Source organism: Roseivivax sediminis (assembly GCF_900112685.1).
GTDB lineage: Bacteria > Pseudomonadota > Alphaproteobacteria > Rhodobacterales > Rhodobacteraceae > Roseivivax > Roseivivax sediminis.
This window is the reverse complement of sequence record NZ_FOMS01000013.1, coordinates 108,383-126,030: the sequence shown is the minus strand read 5'-3', so window position 1 is coordinate 126,030 and position 17,648 is coordinate 108,383. Positions and strand designations below refer to the sequence as shown.

General features: G+C 67.7%; 17 protein-coding genes. 12 read left to right on the top strand and 5 right to left on the bottom strand.

Annotated elements, in window-relative coordinates; translation table 11 throughout:
• The coding region (locus tag F3H57_RS18365; RefSeq protein ID WP_223163130.1) for an aldehyde dehydrogenase family protein at window positions 1-876 on the bottom strand (876 nt) is incomplete at its 3' end.
• A 150-nt stretch (window positions 877-1,026) separates the two neighbouring features.
• Between F3H57_RS18365 and F3H57_RS18360 the strand changes: the two genes are divergently transcribed.
• Both F3H57_RS18360 and F3H57_RS18355 read left to right on the top strand, forming a co-directional pair.
• Window positions 1,027-1,740, top strand: coding sequence for a GntR family transcriptional regulator (locus F3H57_RS18360; protein ID WP_188129736.1), 714 nt, complete (start codon window positions 1,027-1,029; stop codon window positions 1,738-1,740).
• Between the two features lie 75 nt (window positions 1,741-1,815).
• The gene (locus tag F3H57_RS18355; protein WP_149757748.1) at window positions 1,816-2,712 is read left to right on the top strand and encodes a dihydrodipicolinate synthase family protein; all 897 of its coding nucleotides are present in this window, start codon (window positions 1,816-1,818) and stop codon (window positions 2,710-2,712) included.
• Window positions 2,713-2,723: 11 nt separating this feature from the next.
• Here F3H57_RS18355 and F3H57_RS18350 read toward each other — a convergent pair whose 3' ends face one another.
• Window positions 2,724-3,041 carry an NIPSNAP family protein gene (locus F3H57_RS18350; protein ID WP_149757746.1) on the bottom strand — a complete coding sequence of 106 codons (318 nt, stop codon included), beginning with the start codon at window positions 3,039-3,041 and terminating at the stop codon, window positions 2,724-2,726.
• A gap of 202 nt (window positions 3,042-3,243) precedes the next feature.
• On the opposite strand from F3H57_RS18350, the gene F3H57_RS18345 reads away from it, so the two are divergent.
• The 5 genes from F3H57_RS18345 (at window position 3,244) to F3H57_RS18325 (ending at window position 9,418) form a co-directional block, all read left to right on the top strand.
• A complete protein-coding gene (locus tag F3H57_RS18345) occupies window positions 3,244-4,221 on the top strand; it encodes a Bug family tripartite tricarboxylate transporter substrate binding protein (RefSeq protein WP_149757744.1) in 978 nt (325 codons plus the stop codon).
• Window positions 4,222-4,290: 69 nt separating this feature from the next.
• On the top strand, window positions 4,291-4,773 hold the full coding sequence (locus tag F3H57_RS18340) for a tripartite tricarboxylate transporter TctB family protein (protein ID WP_149757742.1): 483 nt from the start codon (window positions 4,291-4,293) through the stop codon (window positions 4,771-4,773).
• Window positions 4,773-6,290, top strand: coding sequence for a tripartite tricarboxylate transporter permease (locus F3H57_RS18335; protein WP_149757740.1), 1,518 nt, complete (start codon window positions 4,773-4,775; stop codon window positions 6,288-6,290). Before F3H57_RS18340 ends, F3H57_RS18335 begins: the two co-directional genes overlap by 1 nt.
• Before the next feature lie 212 nt (window positions 6,291-6,502).
• On the top strand, window positions 6,503-8,722 hold the full coding sequence (locus F3H57_RS18330) for an anthranilate synthase component I (RefSeq protein WP_188129735.1): 2,220 nt from the start codon (window positions 6,503-6,505) through the stop codon (window positions 8,720-8,722).
• Window positions 8,723-9,100: 378 nt separating this feature from the next.
• On the top strand, window positions 9,101-9,418 hold the full coding sequence (locus F3H57_RS18325) for an antibiotic biosynthesis monooxygenase family protein (RefSeq protein WP_149757736.1): 318 nt from the start codon (window positions 9,101-9,103) through the stop codon (window positions 9,416-9,418).
• 9 nt (window positions 9,419-9,427) lie between these two features.
• Here the strand turns inward: F3H57_RS18325 and F3H57_RS18320 are convergent, their stop codons facing one another.
• Window positions 9,428-9,637 carry a hypothetical protein gene (locus F3H57_RS18320; protein ID WP_149757734.1) on the bottom strand — a complete coding sequence of 70 codons (210 nt, stop codon included), beginning with the start codon at window positions 9,635-9,637 and terminating at the stop codon, window positions 9,428-9,430.
• Window positions 9,638-9,672: 35 nt separating this feature from the next.
• Here F3H57_RS18320 and F3H57_RS18315 point away from each other — a divergent pair, with 35 nt between their 5' ends.
• The gene (locus tag F3H57_RS18315) at window positions 9,673-10,584 is read left to right on the top strand and encodes a LysR substrate-binding domain-containing protein (RefSeq protein ID WP_149757732.1); all 912 of its coding nucleotides are present in this window, start codon (window positions 9,673-9,675) and stop codon (window positions 10,582-10,584) included.
• 1 nt (window position 10,585) lies between these two features.
• On the opposite strand, the gene F3H57_RS18310 is transcribed toward F3H57_RS18315, so the two are convergent.
• On the bottom strand, window positions 10,586-11,209 hold the full coding sequence (locus F3H57_RS18310) for a gamma-glutamyl kinase (RefSeq protein WP_149757730.1): 624 nt from the start codon (window positions 11,207-11,209) through the stop codon (window positions 10,586-10,588).
• A 182-nt stretch (window positions 11,210-11,391) separates the two neighbouring features.
• Here F3H57_RS18310 and recA point away from each other — a divergent pair, with 182 nt between their 5' ends.
• Window positions 11,392-12,465 carry a recombinase RecA gene (recA, locus tag F3H57_RS18305; protein ID WP_149757728.1) on the top strand — a complete coding sequence of 358 codons (1,074 nt, stop codon included), beginning with the start codon at window positions 11,392-11,394 and terminating at the stop codon, window positions 12,463-12,465.
• Between the two features lie 157 nt (window positions 12,466-12,622).
• Here recA and F3H57_RS18300 read toward each other — a convergent pair whose 3' ends face one another.
• Window positions 12,623-14,194, bottom strand: a complete 1,572-nt coding sequence (locus tag F3H57_RS18300) for an SLC13 family permease (protein ID WP_149757726.1) — start codon at window positions 14,192-14,194, stop codon at window positions 12,623-12,625.
• Window positions 14,195-14,354: 160 nt separating this feature from the next.
• On the opposite strand from F3H57_RS18300, the gene alaS reads away from it, so the two are divergent.
• Genes alaS through F3H57_RS18285 form a run of 3 tightly spaced genes read left to right on the top strand, consistent with a single transcriptional unit; the run spans window position 14,355 to window position 17,646 of the window.
• The gene (alaS, locus tag F3H57_RS18295; protein ID WP_149757724.1) at window positions 14,355-17,012 is read left to right on the top strand and encodes an alanine--tRNA ligase; all 2,658 of its coding nucleotides are present in this window, start codon (window positions 14,355-14,357) and stop codon (window positions 17,010-17,012) included.
• A 2-nt stretch (window positions 17,013-17,014) separates the two neighbouring features.
• Window positions 17,015-17,302: a DUF1330 domain-containing protein gene (locus F3H57_RS18290; protein ID WP_149757718.1), complete on the top strand. Its 288-nt coding sequence runs from the start codon at window positions 17,015-17,017 to the stop codon at window positions 17,300-17,302.
• Window positions 17,299-17,646 (top strand): DMT family protein, encoded by a 348-nt coding sequence (locus F3H57_RS18285; protein ID WP_149757716.1) that lies wholly within the window; start codon window positions 17,299-17,301, stop codon window positions 17,644-17,646. The genes F3H57_RS18290 and F3H57_RS18285 overlap by 4 nt, the downstream gene beginning before the upstream one ends.
• The last annotated feature ends 2 nt before the right edge of the window (window positions 17,647-17,648 follow it).

Below are 17,648 nucleotides of genomic sequence, written 5' to 3'. Positions count from 1 at the left end.
CTTGCCGATCTCGGCGCCGCGCGCCTTGACCGCCTCGGGCAAAAGGAACATCGGGTTGACCGAGCCGAGCTCGCCGTAGAACGGGATCGGCTCCGGCCGCTGCGCGCAGAGGTCGAACAGCGCGCGCCCGCCGCCGAGCGAGCCGGTGAAGCCCACCGCCTTGATCAGCGGATGCTGCACCAGCGCCTGGCCGACATCGCGCTTGCCGCCCTGCACGAGGGAGAAGACGCCCGCGGGCATGCCGCAGCGCTCCACCGCGGCCTTGATCGCCTCGGCGACGATCTCGGACGTGCCGGGATGGGCGCCGTGGCCCTTGACGACGACCGGGCAGCCGGCGGCGAGCGCCGAGGCGGTGTCCCCGCCCGCGGTCGAGAAGGCCAGCGGGAAGTTCGAGGCGCCGAAGACGGCGACCGGCCCGATCGGGCGCTGCACCATCTTGAGGTCCGGGCGCGGCATCGGCTGGCGGTCCGGCATGGCCGCGTCGTGACGCCGGTCGAGATAGGCGCCGTCGCGGATGTGTTTCGCGAACAGCCGCAGCTGGTTGGCGGTGCGCGGCAGCTCCACCGAGCGGATGCGCGGCTCGGGCAGGCCGGTCTCGGACATGGCGATCCCGGTGATGGCGTCGACCCGCGCCTCCATCTCCTCGGCGATCGCGTCGAGGAACGCCGCGCGGTCCTCACGGCTCGACTGGCCGTAGCTGGCGAACGCCTCCTCGGCGGCCTCGCAGGCGCGGTCCACCAGCGCCGGCGTGCCCACCGAGTAGACGTGCGCCGTGCCGTGCGCCGGCTCCGAGCGGAACGTCGTCTCGCCCGCAACCCAGGCACCCGCGATCAGGTGCTGGCCGTGCGGGGTGAAATCGGAATGGGAGCCATCCATAATGGTCGGTCCTCCTGCTGTCTGATGAGGGATCGCAATGCGGGTCCGGTGAGCGCGATCGAACACGCCCCTTGATATGCACTAATATTTTAGTTTATCCTTGGGGTCAACCGTGGAATGATGCCGGCGGCACCGACCGGGAGGACGAGGATGGACACATCTGTGAAAGCGGCATTGGAGCTGGTGCGGCGCGACGCCCCGCAGACCCGTCCCTCCGCGTCCTCGCGGATCTACGACGACCTGCGCCAGCGGATCCTGTCGCTGGAGCTGCCGCCGGGCACCAACCTTCTGCGTGCGGAACTCGCGCAGCATTACGAGGTGAGCGTCACGCCCCTGCGCGACGCCCTGCAGAAGCTCGAGACCGACGGGCTCGTCCGCATCTATCCGCAATCGCGCACGCTGGTGACGCGTATCGACGAAGCGCTGGTGCACGAAGGCCATTTCCTGCGCCGCGCGCTCGAGACCGAGGTCGTGCGCCACCTTGCCGAGCGCGGCGCGCCCGAGACGGTGGAGCGCGCGCGCTCGGTGATCGCGCTGCAGCGCTCGGTCCGGGACGAGGACGGCCAGCTGCGCCTCTTCCAGGAACTCGACGAGCATTTCCACCGCACGCTGTTCGACGGGCTCGGACGGGAAGCGCTGCACGACCTGATCCGGTCCCGCGCCGGGCACCTCGACCGCGTGCGCCGGCTGCAGAGCCATTCGCCCGAAAAGATCCGCGCCATCCTGCGCGGCCACGACGCCATCGTCGACGCGATCGAAGCCCGCGACGTGGAGGCCGCCATGTCGGCGATGCGCGATCACCTGTTCAAGTCGCCCGACTGGGTGGGCGAATTCCGCGCCACGCACGAGGATTATTTCGCCTGACCGGCGCCGCCACGCGCGCCCTGCCCCGCAACCCCTAACACCTGCGCGCGCCCGGCGCCGCGCAACGGAGGAGTCATGCTTGAAGACACCCAGGGCCTGCACGTCGTCGCCCAGACCCCCTTTGCCCCGGACGACACCGTCGATCACGACAGCATCGACACGCTGACCGCGTTCTATCACCGCCACGGGGCGAAGGGCCTGCTCGTCCTCGGGGTCAGCGGCGAGGCCCAGACGCTGACACCGGACGAGACGGTCGGCGTCGCCGCCGCCTATGTCGCCGCCTCGAACGGGCGGCCCGTGATCGCCGGCGTGTCCTCGCCCAACCTCGCACTCCTCGCGGAGGTCACTGCGCAGGTCCGGGCCGAGGGTGCGGCGGGGGTGATGATCTCTCCGCCCGCCAGCGTGCGGACGGACGAGGATCTGATGGCCTATTTCGACGCCGTCTTCGCCCGCATCGGCGATGTGCCGGTGGTCCTGCAGGACTTCCCCGCCTCCAGCGGCGTGAAGATGTCGGTGCCGGCGATGGCGCGGCTGATCGGCGCCTTCCCGCAGATCGCCGTGGTCAAGGAAGAGGACATGCCGAGCGCGCGCAAGGTCGCCGCGCTGCGGGCCACGGTGCCCTGGCCGGTGCGGATCCTGACCGGCAACAACGGGCTCTACCTGCCGCAGGAACTGGCGCGGGGCGCCGACGGGCCGATGGCGGGCTTTTCCTACCCCGAGATGCTGTCGGGCGTCGACCGGCTGATGCGCTTCGACAATGATGTCGCGGGCGCGCACGCGCTCTTCAACCGTTACCTGCCGCTCCTGAAGCACGAGGCGCAGGGTGCCATGGGCATCGCCCTTCGCAAGGAGGTGATGCGCCGCCGCGGGGCGCTCGCCCACGCGGCGATGCGTGCCCCCGGCGGTACGCTGACCGCCGAGGATATCGCAGAGCTCGACGCGATCCTCGCGCATATGGACCTGCCGGCGTGACACAAGGCGCGTCAGCCCTTGAAGAAGGGCGCCGGCTTGAGGATCTTGTTGACCTGGCTGACGAGGTAGCCGGCCTCGGCGCTCTTCTTGAGGTATTCCTGCCATTCGGGGTCCGCCGCGAGGGCCGCGCGCTTGGTCGCGCGGTCGGCCGCGTCGTCGAACACCCAGATATGGACGTAGGAGTTCACGTCGCCGGTCTCCACGGCGCCGTAGACGACCGGATCGCCCAGGTGTTTGCGCTGAATCGGCCAGCCGTGTTCGCCGTAAAGCGCCATGTGCTTGCCGATCGTTCCCGGCCGGCAGGTATAGGTGCGGTGGTCGTAGATCATGTGATTTCTTTCCCGAATCAATTGCTTGACGCCTATGGGCGCGGCCCCGGCCGAAACGTCTTGCCAGCCGGCGCTCAATTCATATAGTAATGTATCAGTTGGTCGAAAGGCAAGCCGGCGCGTCCGGATGCACGGCCAGAACCCGGGCCGGACGGCCCGAAGCGGCGCATTTGGGACCGCCGCGATCAGAGGAGGAGACGACATGCAAGGACGCAAACTGTTCGCCGCGGCCGCGCTTACGGCCACCGCGCTGGTGCCCGCCGCGGCACTCGCCGAGTATCCCGAGCGCGACATCCGCGTGGTCGTGCCGTGGGGCGCCGGCGGCGGCACCGACGGTATCGTGCGCAAGATCACCAACATCGCCGAGAACGAGTTCGAGGATGCCTCCATGTACGTGGAGAACATCGAGGGCGGCGTCAGCGCCACCGGCGTCGGCCAGGTGATGAGCGCCCGTGCCGACGGCTACACCATCGCCGCGCTGACCTATGACAGCATCGTCACCGTGCCCTACCAGGACATGCTGCCGACCTACAGCATGGACAAGCTCAAGCTGATCGCGCGGATCACAAGCGAGCCCGACGCGATCATCGTCGACGCGGACAGCGATTACGAGAACCTGCAGGACCTTCTCGACGCCGCGCAGGACGATCCCGGCCAGGTGCGCGTGGCGGTGCAGAACCTCGGCGGGCGGGTTCACCTGACGCTGCTGCAGCTTCAGAACCTCACCGACACCGAGTTCAAGATCGTCTCCTATCCCGGCGGCGCCGCGCCCCAGAAGGAAGCGATTCTGTCGGACGAGGTGGACGTGGCGCTGACCTCGCTCGGCGATTTCGCCAACCTGATCGACGACGGCACCGTGCGGGGCCTCGTGGAGTTCTCCACCGCCAAGAACCCGACCTACGACGTGCCGACCGCGCCCGAAGCCGGCGTCGACCTGCAGAACGGGTCGTTCATCGTCTTCGCCGCACCGGCGGACACGCCGGACGAGGCGATCACGGCGCTCGAGAGCGCCTACCAGGCGGCCTACGAGAGCGATGAGTTCCAGAACTGGGTGGCCGAGATCGGCGTGACCCCGAACTGGCTGGGCACCGACGAGGTGACCCAGTGGGCCGAAGAGACTGCCCAAGGCCTCTTCGACGAGATGGACGCCCTGAAGGAAGCGGGCGTCCTGTCGGAGTGATCCCGGCAGCAAGATGACCAAGCCGGCGTCGGGGTCCGCCCCGGCGCCCTTTTTGAACGGGAGGAGCAGATGAACCTGAACGGCCGTTTCGCGCGCGGCGGGATCGTGTTCCCGCTGGTGCTGATCGTGGTGACGACGATCTACCTGGCCGCGGCCTTCGACATCCGCACGCAGTTCAGCGCGGCCGGCGATATCGGACCGCGCACGATCCCCGTGCTGGCCGCGGTGCTGATGTACGCCGCGCTGCTGATCGTTCTTGTTCAGGAGGTCCGCAATCCCCCCGAACCCGAGGGCGACGCGGATGGCGGATCGCTCCTGCGCCCGGTGCTCGTGGTTGTCGCCACTGGTGCCTACATCGCTCTCTTCCGGACGCTGGGCTACAGCCTCTCCACTCTGCTCTTCGTGGCCGCTTTGTTTCTCACCTTCGGTTTCGAGACGCGCCGTCCCGTGCGCTTCGCGCTCTACGCCGTGGCAGTGACGGCCGTGTTCTACGGCCTCTTCGCTGTGATCTTCGGCGTGCGCCTGCCCACCCTCGCCGGGGGGCCGATCTGATGGACACCTTTCTGACGCTCGCCGGCGGTTTCGGCGCCCTGCTCGACTGGACCGTGCTGGCCTTCATGGTGGCCGGTTTCCTGATCGGCACCTTCTTCGGCGCGATGCCGGGCCTGACCTCGGTCCTCGCCATCGCGCTGCTTCTGCCGATCACCTACACGATCGACGTGATCCCGGCCCTGGTGATGAGCGCGTCGATCTTCATGGCCGGGATGTATTCGGGCTCCATCACCGCGACGACGATCAACATCCCCGGTGCCCCCTCGTCGATGATGACGGCGATCGAGGGCAACCGGCTGATGAAGCAGGGCAAGGGCGCCAACGCGCTCGGCCATGCCGCGATCGGCTCCATGATCGGCGGCAGCGTCGGTGCGATCCTCCTCATGGCCTTCATGCCGCTGGCGGCCGAGATATCCCTTCTGATCCGCACGCCGGGCAAGTTCGCGCTGGTGCTGTTCGCGCTCGTCGTCATCATCATCGTCGACAAGGGCGCCATCGCCAAGGGTGTGGTGGCAACGCTGCTCGGCGTGATGCTGGCCACCATCGGCATCGACGTGCTCCAGCCGATCCCGCGCTTCAACTTCGGCACCGAGACGCTGGTCGAGGGCATCGACATCATGCCCATCGTGATCGGCGCCTTCGCAATCAGCGAGGTACTGATTCAGGCGCAGACGTGGCGCGCCTCCATCGGCACACCCGACACCAGAGCCGAGGAGATGGGCATCCGACGCCGCGACTTCGTTCCGCCGATGTCCGAGATCCGGCGCATCGGGCTATTCACCTACATCAAGAGCGCGTTCATCGGCTACGGCATCGGCATCCTGCCGGGCGCCGGCGGGTCGATGGCGGCCTTCGTGTCCTATGCCACGGCGCGCTCGTCGTCGAAGCACCCCGAGGAATACGGCAAGGGATCGCGCGAAGGGATAGCGGCGGCGGAATCGGCCAACAACTCCATGTGCGGCGGGGCGTTCGTGCCGATGCTGATGTTCGGCATCCCCGGCGATCCGACCACGGCCATCGTCCTCGGCGTGCTGGTCATCAACGGGCTCCAGCCCGGCCCGCGCCTTCTGGAGAACCAGGCCGACCTGCTCGCACCTATGTTCGCCTCGCTCCTGATCAGCGCGCTGATCCTGGTGCCGCTGACGCTGTTCCTGTTCGGGCCGTGGTTCGTGCGGATCGTGTCGATCCCCAAGGGCCTGCTTTACAGCGCCATCGCGGTGGTCGCGCTGGTGGGCAGCTACGTCGCCACCTACTCGGCCTTCCAGATGTCGCTCGCGCTCGGCTTCGGCGTGCTGGCCTACGTGATGCGGCGCAACAACTACTCGACGGTGTCGATGCTGCTCGGCTTCATCCTCGGGCCGGACCTGGAACAGTACCTCAGGCGATCGCTGTCGCTGAACGACGGCAATCCGATGGTCTTCCTGACGAGCCCCGACAGCCTGTTCTTCCTCGCGCTGACGGTGGTGTTCGTCTACGCCATCCTGATCCGAGGGCGGAAGCGCGGCATCCAGAGCTGATCGTTCGGGTCTGGGTCCCGGCGCCCTGCCCCGCGGCTTCGGCAACGGACGCGAACCAATGCCCGTGACGCTTGGGCAAGGATCGAAAGTCCGGTCAGCCCTCCGCTGGAAGATAGAGCGCGCGCACTCCGCCCCGCTGCCCGTCTGGACATCGCGCGGCGCGGCGGCCTATGGTCGCCGCCATTCCCACGCCCAGTTGCCGGACCGCCGAAATGGACCAAGAGACCCGCCAGGACATCGCCGACCTCACCGCTCCGGGCGGGCGCACGCTGCGCGTGACCGCCACCACGGCGGTGGCCGAAAAAGGTGCCTTCGATCGCATCATCGGTGACCTCGACGAGGTGCTCGGCCTCGCGCTCGCGTCGAACTACGAGTACCCCTCGCGCTATTCCATCTGGAACTTCGGCTTCACCAATCCCCTGATCGCGTTCGAGGCGACGGGCCGCGCGTTTACCCTGCGCGCGTTCTGCCAACGTGGCGCGGGCCTGCTGGCGTTCTTCCGCGACGTGCTGGAGCACACGCCCGGCATCACCCTGGGAGAGGATGAGCCGGACCGTATCTTCGGCAGCGTCGACCCCCTGCCGGACGGCGCGGTCATCGCGGAGGAGGAGCGGACGCGCAAGCCGTCGATCTTCACTGCGATCCGGGCGCTTTGGCAGGCCGTCCAGCACCCGGCGCTGGGCGATTTCGGGCTCTACGGCGCGTTCGGCTACGATCTGATCTTCGGTTTCGACGATATCGAGATGCAGATGGCGCGCGAGGACGACCAGCGCGACATCGTGCTCTTCGTGCCCGACCGGCTCTTCAAGTCCGCGGTCGGGTCCGAACTCGGCGTGATGGTGCGCTACGCTTTCGACTATGACGGCCACCGGTCCGAGGATCACCCGCGCGCCGATGTGCCCGCGCCGTTCCAGCGCAAGGCCGACAATTCCGCCGACATCGTCTGCGACCACGACCCCGGCGAATACGAGGCGGTGGTCGAGCGCGCACGGAATGAATTCCTTCAGGGCAACCTCTTCGAGGCGGTGCCGGGCCAGTGCTTTTCCAAACCGATGCACTCGGCGCCCTCGACCGTCTTCCGGCGGCTGATGAAGACCAACCCCTCGCCCTTCGCGTTCCTGATGAACCTCGGCGCGGACGAGTTCCTCATCGGCGCCTCGCCCGAGATGTACGTGCGCACCACCGGCCGCAAGGTGGAGACCTGCCCAATCTCCGGCACCATCCCGCGCGGCGCCGACCCGCTGGAGGATGCCGACCAGGTGCTGAAGCTGCTGTCGTCCACCAAGGACGAGGCGGAGCTGACCATGTGCACCGACGTCGACCGCAACGACAAGGCGCGCATCTGCGTGCCCGGCTCCATCGAGGTGCGCGGGCGCCGGCAGATCGAGTTCTATTCGCGCCTGATCCACACCGTCGATCACGTCGTCGGAGAGCTGGCGGAAGGATATGACGGGCTCGACGCCTTCATCTCGCACATGTGGGCGGTGACCGTGACGGGCGCGCCGAAGACCTGGGCGGTACGCTTTCTGGAACGTGAAGAAAAGTCTCCAAGGCGTTGGTATGCAGGGGCAATCGGCGGGATGATGGCGGACGGATCGCTCAACACCGCGCTGTCGATCCGAATGGTGCAGGTGCGCCGCGGCATTGCCAACGTGCGGGCGGGGGCCACCACGCTCTACTATTCCGACCCGGCGGCGGAAGAGCGGGAGACGCGGGTGAAGGCGTCGGCCTTCCTCGCCGCCCTGGACGCGGAGGCCGCGCCGGGCACGACCCACGCGCTGCCCCGCCGCGCCACGGACGGCTACACCGGCCGCGGTCTGAACGTGCTGATGGTCGATCACGAGGACAGCTTCGTGAACACCCTCGCCAGCTACATCCGCACCTTCGAGCCGGCCTTGCGCACCTACCGCGCAGAGCCGGCCCGCGTGATGATGGATGACGGCGTCGATCTCGTCGTGCTTTCCCCCGGCCCCGGCAGACCGGTCGACTTCGACCTGGACGCGACGATCGCCAAGGCGGTGTCGCTTGGTATTCCCGTTTTCGGCGTATGCCTCGGCCTTCAGGGCATCGCAGAGCATTTCGGCGGCACGCTCGGCGTGCTCGACGAGCCGCGCCACGGCGTGTCCACAAGCATCAGTCACGGAGGCAAGGGGCTCTTCCACAGGCTGCCGCAGGGGTTCGACGTCGCGCGCTACCATTCGCTCTACGCGCTGGAGGAGAAGGTTCCCGAGGCTCTGGAGGTGACGGCGCGGTCGGCGGACGGCGTTGTCATGGGCCTCTCGCACCGGACGTTGCCCGTCCATTCCGTGCAGTTCCACCCCGAGTCGATCATCACGTCCAAGGGCGACATGGGGCTGCGCCTGATCCGCAACATGCTCGATCTCGTGCCGGCGCGGGCGGCGGGCGGTCTGCGTAGTTCGACCGCGACCTGAGGCCCGCCCCCGCAAATCCTACAATGGCGGGCCGTCTGCCTCCGCATGAACGGGCTCGGATCAGAGGACAAAATTTATTTGTAATCAGATGCTTGATACGAACAATTCAGGTAAAGGTCGAAGTGCGGGCCCAACGTGTTGCGCAGCCTGAGCAGCGCGAGACACCCCTTTTCGGGGCGCAACCCGCACAGCCGGTGCGCTGATACCGTCTTCTTCGGGAAGACCGATCTCCCCACCGACCTAGAGCATGCCGATGACCCCCGGGCGCACCGAACCGGGACGTGGCCGGCAACTGGCAGCACCGTGCCCGTCAGGGGGGTGACACGGCCAACGAACCGCTCCAGATCAGGAAGCAGGACCCAGACCCGGAGGACATCCATGTACATCGCCATGAACCGCTTCACCGTCCCGACCGAGAACGCCCAGGCCTTCGAGGACCTGTGGCTCGGCCGCGACAGTCACCTCAAGCAGGTGCCCGGCTTCGTCGAGTTCCACATGCTCAAAGGCCCCGAGGCGGACGGCAAGGTTCTCTACGCCTCGCACACGATCTGGGAGAGCGAGGAGGCTTTCATCGGCTGGACGAAATCGGAGGCGTTCCGCGCCGCGCACAAGGATGCCGGCACGACCAAGAAGCTCTACGACGGCGCGCCCAGCTTCGAGGGCTTCGCGCCGATCCAGCATATCGCAAAGGACTGACCGCCCCGGTCAATCCGGAGCGATATCGCGCGGATCGAACGGCAGGTCGGCAAGTTCGCGCAGCGACATCCCCCGCAGATCGGGATGCGACAGCGGATCGCGCCGCCAGTCGTCAGGGCCGGGGCACATGTCTTTCGGGGTCCCGGCCAGCGTTTCAAATACATATCGAAGAAATGTGTTCATGCGCGCAGGATGCCATGCCGGCGCGCTTTCGGGCATCGACTTCGCGACGCCCGGTGTTTAGAAAATCTAAAATGAGACACCTGAACCGGGTGCCGCTTTCCGCGCTCCGGGCGGTCGAGGCGATCGGCCGGACCGGCTCGCTCTCGGCTGCGGCGGATGAGCTCGGCGTGACCCCGGGCGCGGTCAGCCAGCGGCTCGCCAAGGCCGAGGACCGGCTCGGCGCGACGCTCTTTACCCGCCAGGCGGCCGGCCTGTGCCCGACGGAGGCCTGCGCCCGCATCCTGCCGCGCCTCACGCTCGGGATGGAGCATCTCGCCGCCGCGCTGGGCCAGCTGGCCGAGGAGGACGGCCAGTCCCTGACGATCTCGGTCGCGCCGATCTTCGCCAGCCGCTGGCTGATCTGGCGGCTGCACCGGTTCCACGCGCGGGTCCCCTCGGTCAGCGTGCGGGTGGAGCCGCGCACCGAGATGACCGATTTCCGCAGCTCCGAAGTCGATATCGGCATCCGTGTGGGCGCCTCTCCGGGCCGCGGCATCGCGGCGACACGACTGCTGGAACAGCGGGTCTTTCCGGTCTGCTCGCCCGCCCTCGCCGGCCGGATCGGCCGGCCCGAGGATCTCCTGTCGCTGCCCGTGATCCGCGAGACGCCGTCGCTGTTCGGCTGGCAGGTCTGGCTCTCCGCACACGGGATGACGGTGCCGGAGCACCTTTCCGGCCCCACCTATGCCGATGCCTCGCTCTGCCTCGACGCGGCGATCGCCGGGCATGGTGTGTTCATGGCCTGGGAAACCCTGGCCGCCGATGCGGTCGAGGCCGGACAGCTTTGCGCGCCGCTGCCGGGCCGGCACGCCACCGGGCAAAGCTACTGGCTGGCGCTGAGCCCGAGGTCCGACCGCAAGCCCGCCGCGCGGGCCTTCCGCGACTGGATCACGGACGAACTGGACCGGTCGGTCCGCGCCTGGCGCGGGCCCTCGGCGCCATGACTCAGACCTGCGGCTCGGCGATGCGCCTTCCGCTCTCGATCCCGTCCCACAACGCGAAATCGGCGGCGCGTTTGCGGCGCAGCTTCGCCTCGGTCCGCGGAGAGAGCTCCAGACGCGCGGCCAGGGATACGTTCTCCCGCCCCGGCGCCACGGTCACGCCAAGCCGCTCCGACAGGAAGGCGTCGAGGGCCTCGCGTTCCTCGTAGCGGAACAGGTGCGTCACCTGCGTGCCGTTCGGCCGCGTCTCGACGAACTTCGACTGGTCGCCGACATCGGCGAAAGGCGGACGCTCCCCCCGGCACCAGGCCCCTGCGAATTGGTCGAAACTCACCCCCCGCGTGGAGACCGGCTTGCCATCGAGGAACGGTCGCTGCCGGTAACGCCACCACGACCCGAGCCACGAAATCGGCTCCCGGATAACGGCGACGACGTCCATGCTCTCCGCCCCCATCTTCTCGAACATCGGGCGGAAGAAGCGGTTGTAACGATAGACCGGCGCGTGCTTGAGCTGCGGCGGATCGGTGATCACCATTCCCGCATGCGGTGCGAGCGCGGCGGCGTAGGCCGAGCTTCCCGTCTTCGGCACCGCCAGAAGCACCAGCCGCGCTTTCCAGAATACCAGCATCGTGCCGCACCGCCGTCTTTTGTCCGTCCCGGTAACCTGCCGTTAACAATGTTGCGAAACTCTGCCGAAGGGAAGAACGGACTTGAATTGTTCCCCTTTTGATCGCACCTTGGCGCGAACAATAAGTGAACGAAGCAGCGATTGCCGTGCGGCGGCACGTATGGAATAAGGGCGGAAATCTCATGGCAACGGCAGACCTTCTGAACATGGCTTCCAAGAGCGACGCGAACAAGCAGAAGGCGCTCGACTCGGCGCTGGCGCAGATCGAACGGCAGTTCGGCAAGGGCTCGATCATGAAACTGGGCGGGGACAACCCGTTCAAGGATATCGAGTCGACCTCCACCGGTTCGCTCGGGCTCGACATCGCGCTCGGCATCGGCGGCCTGCCCAAGGGCCGCATCGTCGAGGTCTACGGCCCCGAATCCTCGGGCAAGACGACCCTGACGCTGCATTGCGTGGCCGAAGAGCAGAAGAAGGGCGGCGTCTGCGCCTTCGTCGACGCCGAACACGCGCTCGACCCGCAATACGCCAAGAAACTCGGCGTCGACCTCGACGAGCTCCTGATCTCCCAGCCCGATACCGGCGAACAGGCGCTCGAGATCACCGATACGCTGGTGCGCTCCGGCGCGGTCTCCATGGTCGTGGTCGATTCCGTCGCGGCGCTGACGCCGAAGTCGGAACTCGAGGGCGACATGGGCGATTCGAATGTCGGCGTGCAGGCCCGCCTGATGAGCCAGGCGATGCGCAAGCTGACCGGCTCGATCTCGCGCTCGAACTGCATGGTGATTTTCATCAACCAGATCCGCATGAAGATTGGCGTGATGTTCGGCTCGCCCGAGACGACGACGGGCGGCAACGCGCTCAAGTTCTACTCCTCCGTGCGCCTCGACATCCGCCGCATCGGCGCGATCAAGGACCGCGACGAGGTCGTCGGCAACGCCACCCGCGTTAAGGTCGTGAAGAACAAGGTCGCGCCGCCGTTCAAGCAGGTCGAGTTCGACATCATGTACGGCGAAGGCATCTCCAAGACCGGCGAGCTTCTCGACCTCGGGGTGAAGGCCGGCGTGGTCGAGAAATCCGGCGCCTGGTACTCCTACGGCGACGAACGCATCGGCCAGGGCCGCGAGAACGCCAAGACCTTCCTGCGCGAGAACGGCGCCATGGCCCTCGACATCGAGGACAAGATCCGCGCCGCGCACGGCCTCGAGTTCCACATGTCGGAAGACGACAGCGGCGAGGAATTGGTCGAAGGCTGACACGCCCAGGCGCGCCACCGCCCGCTTCTCTTCCGCGTCCCTGCTTCTTTGGGCCGAAAAATACTCCGGGGGCGTGGGGGCTGGCCCCCACTCCGCGGTAGCCGCTCGTCCCGGCGCATTATCCTCTCCCGTAGGGTGGGCAACCTGCCCGCCCCGGTCAGAACTCCAGCCCCAGCGCGATCCCGCCCAGCATGTAGGCGAAGAGCGTGACCAGCATGATGCCGATCGCGTTCAGCACCACGCCGCCGCGGGCCATCTGGCCGATCGTCACCGCCCCGGTGCCGAAAACGATGGCGTTTGGCGGCGTGCCTACCGGCAACATGAAGGCGCAGGTCGCCGCGAAGGCGGCCGGGATCAGCAGCGTCAGCGCATCGACGTCGAGCCCCACCGCGACCCCGCCGAGGATCGGGATGAAGGTCGCCGCCGTGGCCGTGTTCGACGTGATCTCTGTCAAGAACAGCACGATCGTCACGACCGCCGCCACCAGCGCCAGCATCGGCAGCCCGCCCAGCCCCTCGACCTGATCGCCGAGCCAGCTGTCGAGGCCGGTCTCCGCCACCGCCGAAGCCAGGCTCAGACCGCCTCCGAACAGCAGCAGCACGCCCCAGGGCAGCCCCTTCTCCGCATCGCGCCAGTTCAGCACCATGCGTCCGCCCGTTGCGCCCGGCAGCAGGAACAGCGCGATGCCCGCCGCGATCGCGATGGCCGTGTCGTCGAGCATGCCGAGCCAGGGCAGCGCGCTATCGATGAAGCCGACCTCGCTCAGAAGGCCCGGCACGATCCACAGGAACGCGGCGGAGACGAAGACGATCAGCACCATCCGCTCGCCCTGCCCCAGCGCGCCCAGGTCCTTCAGGCGATCCTCGATCATCTCCTGCCCGCCGGGAATCTCGTCGAGCTTGAAGCGGTAGAGCACCCGCGTCATCAGCGCCCAGCCGATCAGGATGAAGGTGAACGCCAGCGGCACGCCGATCAGCATCCAGCCGAGAAAGCTGATGTCGCGGTCGAGCTCGTCCGCCGCGTAGCCAGCGACGATGGCGTTGGGCGGGGAGCCGAGCAGCGTGCCGAGCCCGCCCATCGACGCCGACCACGCGATGGCGAGCACAAGGCAGATGCCGAAGCGCTGGATCTGCGGGTCGCGCACCACGTCGCTCACCGCCTTGCCCTCGGCGACCTCGTCTCCGACTTCCGCGCCCTGGTCGGTGTCGGACCGGTCCACCACCAGCGACAGGATCGAGATGCCGATGGGCAGCATCATCAGCGTCGTTGCCGTGTTCGACACCCACATCGACAGGAACCCGGTCGCCAGCATCATCCCGAGGACGATGCGCGACGGCGACACGCCGACCCGCGCCAGCGTCATCAGTGCGATGCGCGTATGCAGGTTCCACTTCTCCATCGCGATGGCGATGAGAAACCCGCCGAGAAACAGGAACACCACCGAGCTTGCATAGGGCGCGGTGGCATCGCCGACCTCGATCCCCGCAAGCGCGGGCAGCAGAACGATCGGCAGCAGCGCGGTGGCCGACAGCGGAAGCGCTTCGGTCATCCACCATATCGCCATGAGCGTACCCACGGCGGCGACGCGCCGCGCCTCCTCGGACAACCCGTCGGAGCCGCCGAGAGCCAGGTAGACGGCGAGCGCGGCGATAAGCCCCAGCGCGCGCAGACCCCAGAGCCAGCGCGGGTCCCGCAGCGTGTCGTCGTCGGCGGATGTGTCCTCGGCCATGATCGCGATCTCCCTGTGGTTCGTTAAGTCCTTCACCTCGCGTAACGTCGAAACCGCGCACCGCCGGCGAAGTTCCGCCGGCCCGGTGGCTTATGGACACCCCTCCGCCCCGGCGCTAGACCGGCGGGACCGATGCAGCCGTTCGACCGATAGGACCGTCATGCCGAGCCTCAACGACATCCGCTCGACCTTTCTGGGTTATTTCGAGAAGCAGGGCCACAGGGTTGTGCCGTCCTCGCCGCTCGTGCCGCGCAACGACCCCACCCTGATGTTCGCCAATTCGGGCATGGTGCAGTTCAAGAACCTCTTCACCGGGGTCGAGACGCGCGACTACACCCGTGCGACCACGGCGCAGAAATGCGTCCGCGCCGGCGGCAAGCACAACGACCTGGACAACGTCGGCTACACCCGGCGGCACCACACCTTCTTCGAGATGCTCGGAAACTTCTCGTTCGGGGATTATTTCAAGTCCGACGCGATCCCCTTCGCGTGGGAGCTGGTGACGAAGGAACTCGGCATCGACAAGAGCCGGCTTCTCGTCACCGTCTACCATACCGACGACGAGGCCGCCGATATCTGGAAGAAAGTCGCTGGGCTGCCCGACGAGCGGATCCTGCGCATCCCCACCTCGGACAATTTCTGGCAGATGGGATCGACGGGGCCCTGCGGGCCATGCTCGGAAATCTTCTTCGACCATGGCGACCAGTACTGGGGCGGCCCTCCGGGCACGCCCGAGGAGGACGGCGACCGGTTCGTGGAGATCTGGAACATCGTCTTCATGCAGAACGAGCTCTTCGAGGACGGCTCGATGCGCGAGCTCGACGCGCAGTCGATCGACACCGGCATGGGAATCGAGAGGGTCGCGGCGCTGCTGCAGGGCACCAACGACAATTACGCGACCGACCTCATGCGCGCGCTGATCGAGGCCTCGGCGGACGTGACCTCGACCGATCCGGACGGGCCGGGATCGACCCATCACCGGGTGATCGCCGACCACCTGCGCTCCACCTCCTTCCTGATCGCGGACGGGGTGATGCCGTCGAACGACGGGCGCGGCTACGTGCTGCGGCGGATCATGCGCCGGGCGATGCGCCACGCGCACCTTCTGGGCGCGAAGGATCCGGTGATGCACCGGCTGGTGCCGAGCCTGGTGCAGAAGATGGGCGCCGCCTATCCGGAGCTCGGCCGCGCGCAGGCGCTGATCGAGGAGACGCTGAAGCTCGAGGAGAGCAAGTTCAAGGCGACGCTCGATCGCGGCCTGAAGCTACTGGACGAGGAACTGTCGGGTCTGCCGGAGGGGACGCCCCTGCCCGGCGCCTCGGCCTTTAAGCTATACGACACATTCGGCTTCCCGCTCGACCTGACGCAGGACGCGCTGCGCGAGCGTGAGCGCAGTGTCGACACCGAGGGTTTCGATGCGGCGATGGCCGAGCAGAAGGCCCGCGCGCGCGCCGCCTGGTCCGGCTCGGGCGAAGCGGCGGACGCGGAGATCTGGTTCGACATCGCGGACGAGCACGGCGCGACGGACTTCCTCGGCTACGACACCGAAACGGCCGAGGGCCAGGTTCAGGCCGTCGTCCGCGACGGCGCCAGCGTGGACGCGGCGCGCGCCGGCGAGAGCGTGCAGATCGTCCTGAACCAGACGCCGTTCTACGCGGAGGCCGGCGGCCAGGTGGGCGACACCGGCGAGATCGTGACCGACGCGGGCCGAGCGCGGGTGACCGACACCAAGAAGGTTGCCGGCGTCTTCCTGCATTTCGCCGAGGTCACCGAGGGCACGATCGAGGCCGGCGCCTATGCCAAGCTGGAGGTCGACCACGCGCGCCGCACGTCGATCCGCGCGAACCACTCGGCGACGCACCTGCTGCACGAGGCGCTGCGCGGCGCGCTCGGCGATCACGTGGCGCAGCGCGGGTCGCTCAACGCGCCGGACCGGCTGCGCTTCGACTTCAGCCACGGCAAGGCGCTGACGGTCGAGGAAGTGCGCCGGATCGAGGCGGAAGTGAACGACTACATCCGGCAGAACGCGCCGGTGACGACGCGGATCATGTCCCCCGACGATGCGCGCGAAATCGGTGCGCAGGCGCTGTTCGGAGAGAAATACGGCGACGAGGTGCGCGTGGTCTCCATGGGCGGCGCGCCGGGATCGGGCAAGGGCCCGGACGGGTCGACCTATTCGATCGAACTCTGCGGCGGGACGCATGTGGCGCAGACCGGCGATATCGGCGTCTTCGTGGTGACCGCCGACAGCGCGTCCTCGGCCGGGGTGCGGCGGATCGAGGCGCTGACTGGCAGCGCGGCCTTCGACTTCCTCGCCGCGCAGGCCCGCACGGTGGGCGAGCTGGCGACCGAGCTGAAGACCTCGCGCGCCGATCTGAGGGAGCGGGTCAAGACCCTCGCCGAAGAGCGCCGGGCGCTGCAGAACGAGGTCGCGCAGCTGCGCCGCGAACTGGCGATGGCCGGCAGCGGCGGCGCCGCGCCGGAGGCCACGCAGGTGGACGGCGTGTCGTTCCTCGGCCAGGTGGTCGCGGGCGTCACCGGCAAGGACCTGCCGCCGCTCATCGACGAGCACAAGGCGCGCATCGGATCTGGCGCGGTGCTGCTGATCGCCGATTCCGGCGGCAAGGCGGCGGTCGCCGCAGGCGTCACCGAGGATCTGACCGGCCGGGTCTCGGCGGTGGATCTCGTGAAAGCCGCGGTGGCGGAACTCGGCGGCAAGGGCGGCGGCGGCCGCCCCGACATGGCGCAGGGCGGCGGGCCGTCGGCGGACAACGCCGAGGCGGCCATCAAGGCGGCGCAGGCCGTGATCGGAGGATAAAGATGCCCGCACTCTGGATTGCCCACGTCACCGTCACCGACGAGGCCGCCTACAAGAAATACGCCGAGCTCGCCGGCCCGGCGATCGCCGCGCATGGCGGCCGCTTCATCGCGCGCGGCGGCCGCTTCGTGCAGCTCGAGGGCAAGGAACGGCCGCGTAACGTGGTCGCCAGGTTCGACAGCGTCGAGGCGGCAGAGGCCTGCTATCACTCGGACGCCTACCAGGAGGCACTGAGCCATGCGCGCGGCGCCTCCGAGCGCGAATTGCTGATCGTCGAAACCTCGGAATGACGCCGGCGCATGTCGTGCCGCCGCTGCTGCTCGTCGCCTCCAACGTCTTCATGACACTGGCCTGGTACGGGCATCTGAAATTCCCGTATCGCGCGCTCTGGCTCGTCATCTTGGTGAGCTGGTCGATCGCGCTCCTGGAATACTGTCTGGCGGTTCCGGCGAACCGGCTCGGCCACCGGGTCTATTCGGCGGCGGAGCTCAAGACGATGCAGGAGGTGATCACCCTCGCCATCTTCGCCGGGTTCTCCGTGACCTATCTGAAAGAGCCGATCACCCTGAACCACGCGGTGGGCTTTGCCTTCATCGCCGCCGGCGCGTTCTTCATCTTTCGCGGGCCGCTCTGACC

What these genes read in the sequence shown, in the direction of transcription:
- F3H57_RS18290 (WP_149757718.1), top strand. Translation starts at nt 17,015, where the DNA reads ATGCCCGCACTCTGGATTGCCCACGTCACCGTCACCGACGAGGCCGCC.
- F3H57_RS18330 (WP_188129735.1), top strand. Translation starts at nt 6,503, where the DNA reads ATGGACCAAGAGACCCGCCAGGACATCGCCGACCTCACCGCTCCGGGC.
- F3H57_RS18315 (WP_149757732.1), top strand. Translation starts at nt 9,673, where the DNA reads ATGAGACACCTGAACCGGGTGCCGCTTTCCGCGCTCCGGGCGGTCGAG.
- F3H57_RS18350 (WP_149757746.1), bottom strand. Translation starts at nt 3,041, where the DNA reads ATGATCTACGACCACCGCACCTATACCTGCCGGCCGGGAACGATCGGC.
- F3H57_RS18355 (WP_149757748.1), top strand. Translation starts at nt 1,816, where the DNA reads ATGCTTGAAGACACCCAGGGCCTGCACGTCGTCGCCCAGACCCCCTTT.
- F3H57_RS18320 (WP_149757734.1), bottom strand. Translation starts at nt 9,637, where the DNA reads ATGCCCGAAAGCGCGCCGGCATGGCATCCTGCGCGCATGAACACATTT.
- F3H57_RS18325 (WP_149757736.1), top strand. Translation starts at nt 9,101, where the DNA reads ATGTACATCGCCATGAACCGCTTCACCGTCCCGACCGAGAACGCCCAG.
- F3H57_RS18300 (WP_149757726.1), bottom strand. Translation starts at nt 14,194, where the DNA reads ATGGCCGAGGACACATCCGCCGACGACGACACGCTGCGGGACCCGCGC.
- F3H57_RS18360 (WP_188129736.1), top strand. Translation starts at nt 1,027, where the DNA reads ATGGACACATCTGTGAAAGCGGCATTGGAGCTGGTGCGGCGCGACGCC.
- F3H57_RS18310 (WP_149757730.1), bottom strand. Translation starts at nt 11,209, where the DNA reads ATGCTGGTATTCTGGAAAGCGCGGCTGGTGCTTCTGGCGGTGCCGAAG.
- F3H57_RS18335 (WP_149757740.1), top strand. Translation starts at nt 4,773, where the DNA reads ATGGACACCTTTCTGACGCTCGCCGGCGGTTTCGGCGCCCTGCTCGAC.
- F3H57_RS18340 (WP_149757742.1), top strand. Translation starts at nt 4,291, where the DNA reads ATGAACCTGAACGGCCGTTTCGCGCGCGGCGGGATCGTGTTCCCGCTG.
- recA (WP_149757728.1), top strand. Translation starts at nt 11,392, where the DNA reads ATGGCAACGGCAGACCTTCTGAACATGGCTTCCAAGAGCGACGCGAAC.
- alaS (WP_149757724.1), top strand. Translation starts at nt 14,355, where the DNA reads ATGCCGAGCCTCAACGACATCCGCTCGACCTTTCTGGGTTATTTCGAG.
- F3H57_RS18345 (WP_149757744.1), top strand. Translation starts at nt 3,244, where the DNA reads ATGCAAGGACGCAAACTGTTCGCCGCGGCCGCGCTTACGGCCACCGCG.
- F3H57_RS18285 (WP_149757716.1), top strand. Translation starts at nt 17,299, where the DNA reads ATGACGCCGGCGCATGTCGTGCCGCCGCTGCTGCTCGTCGCCTCCAAC.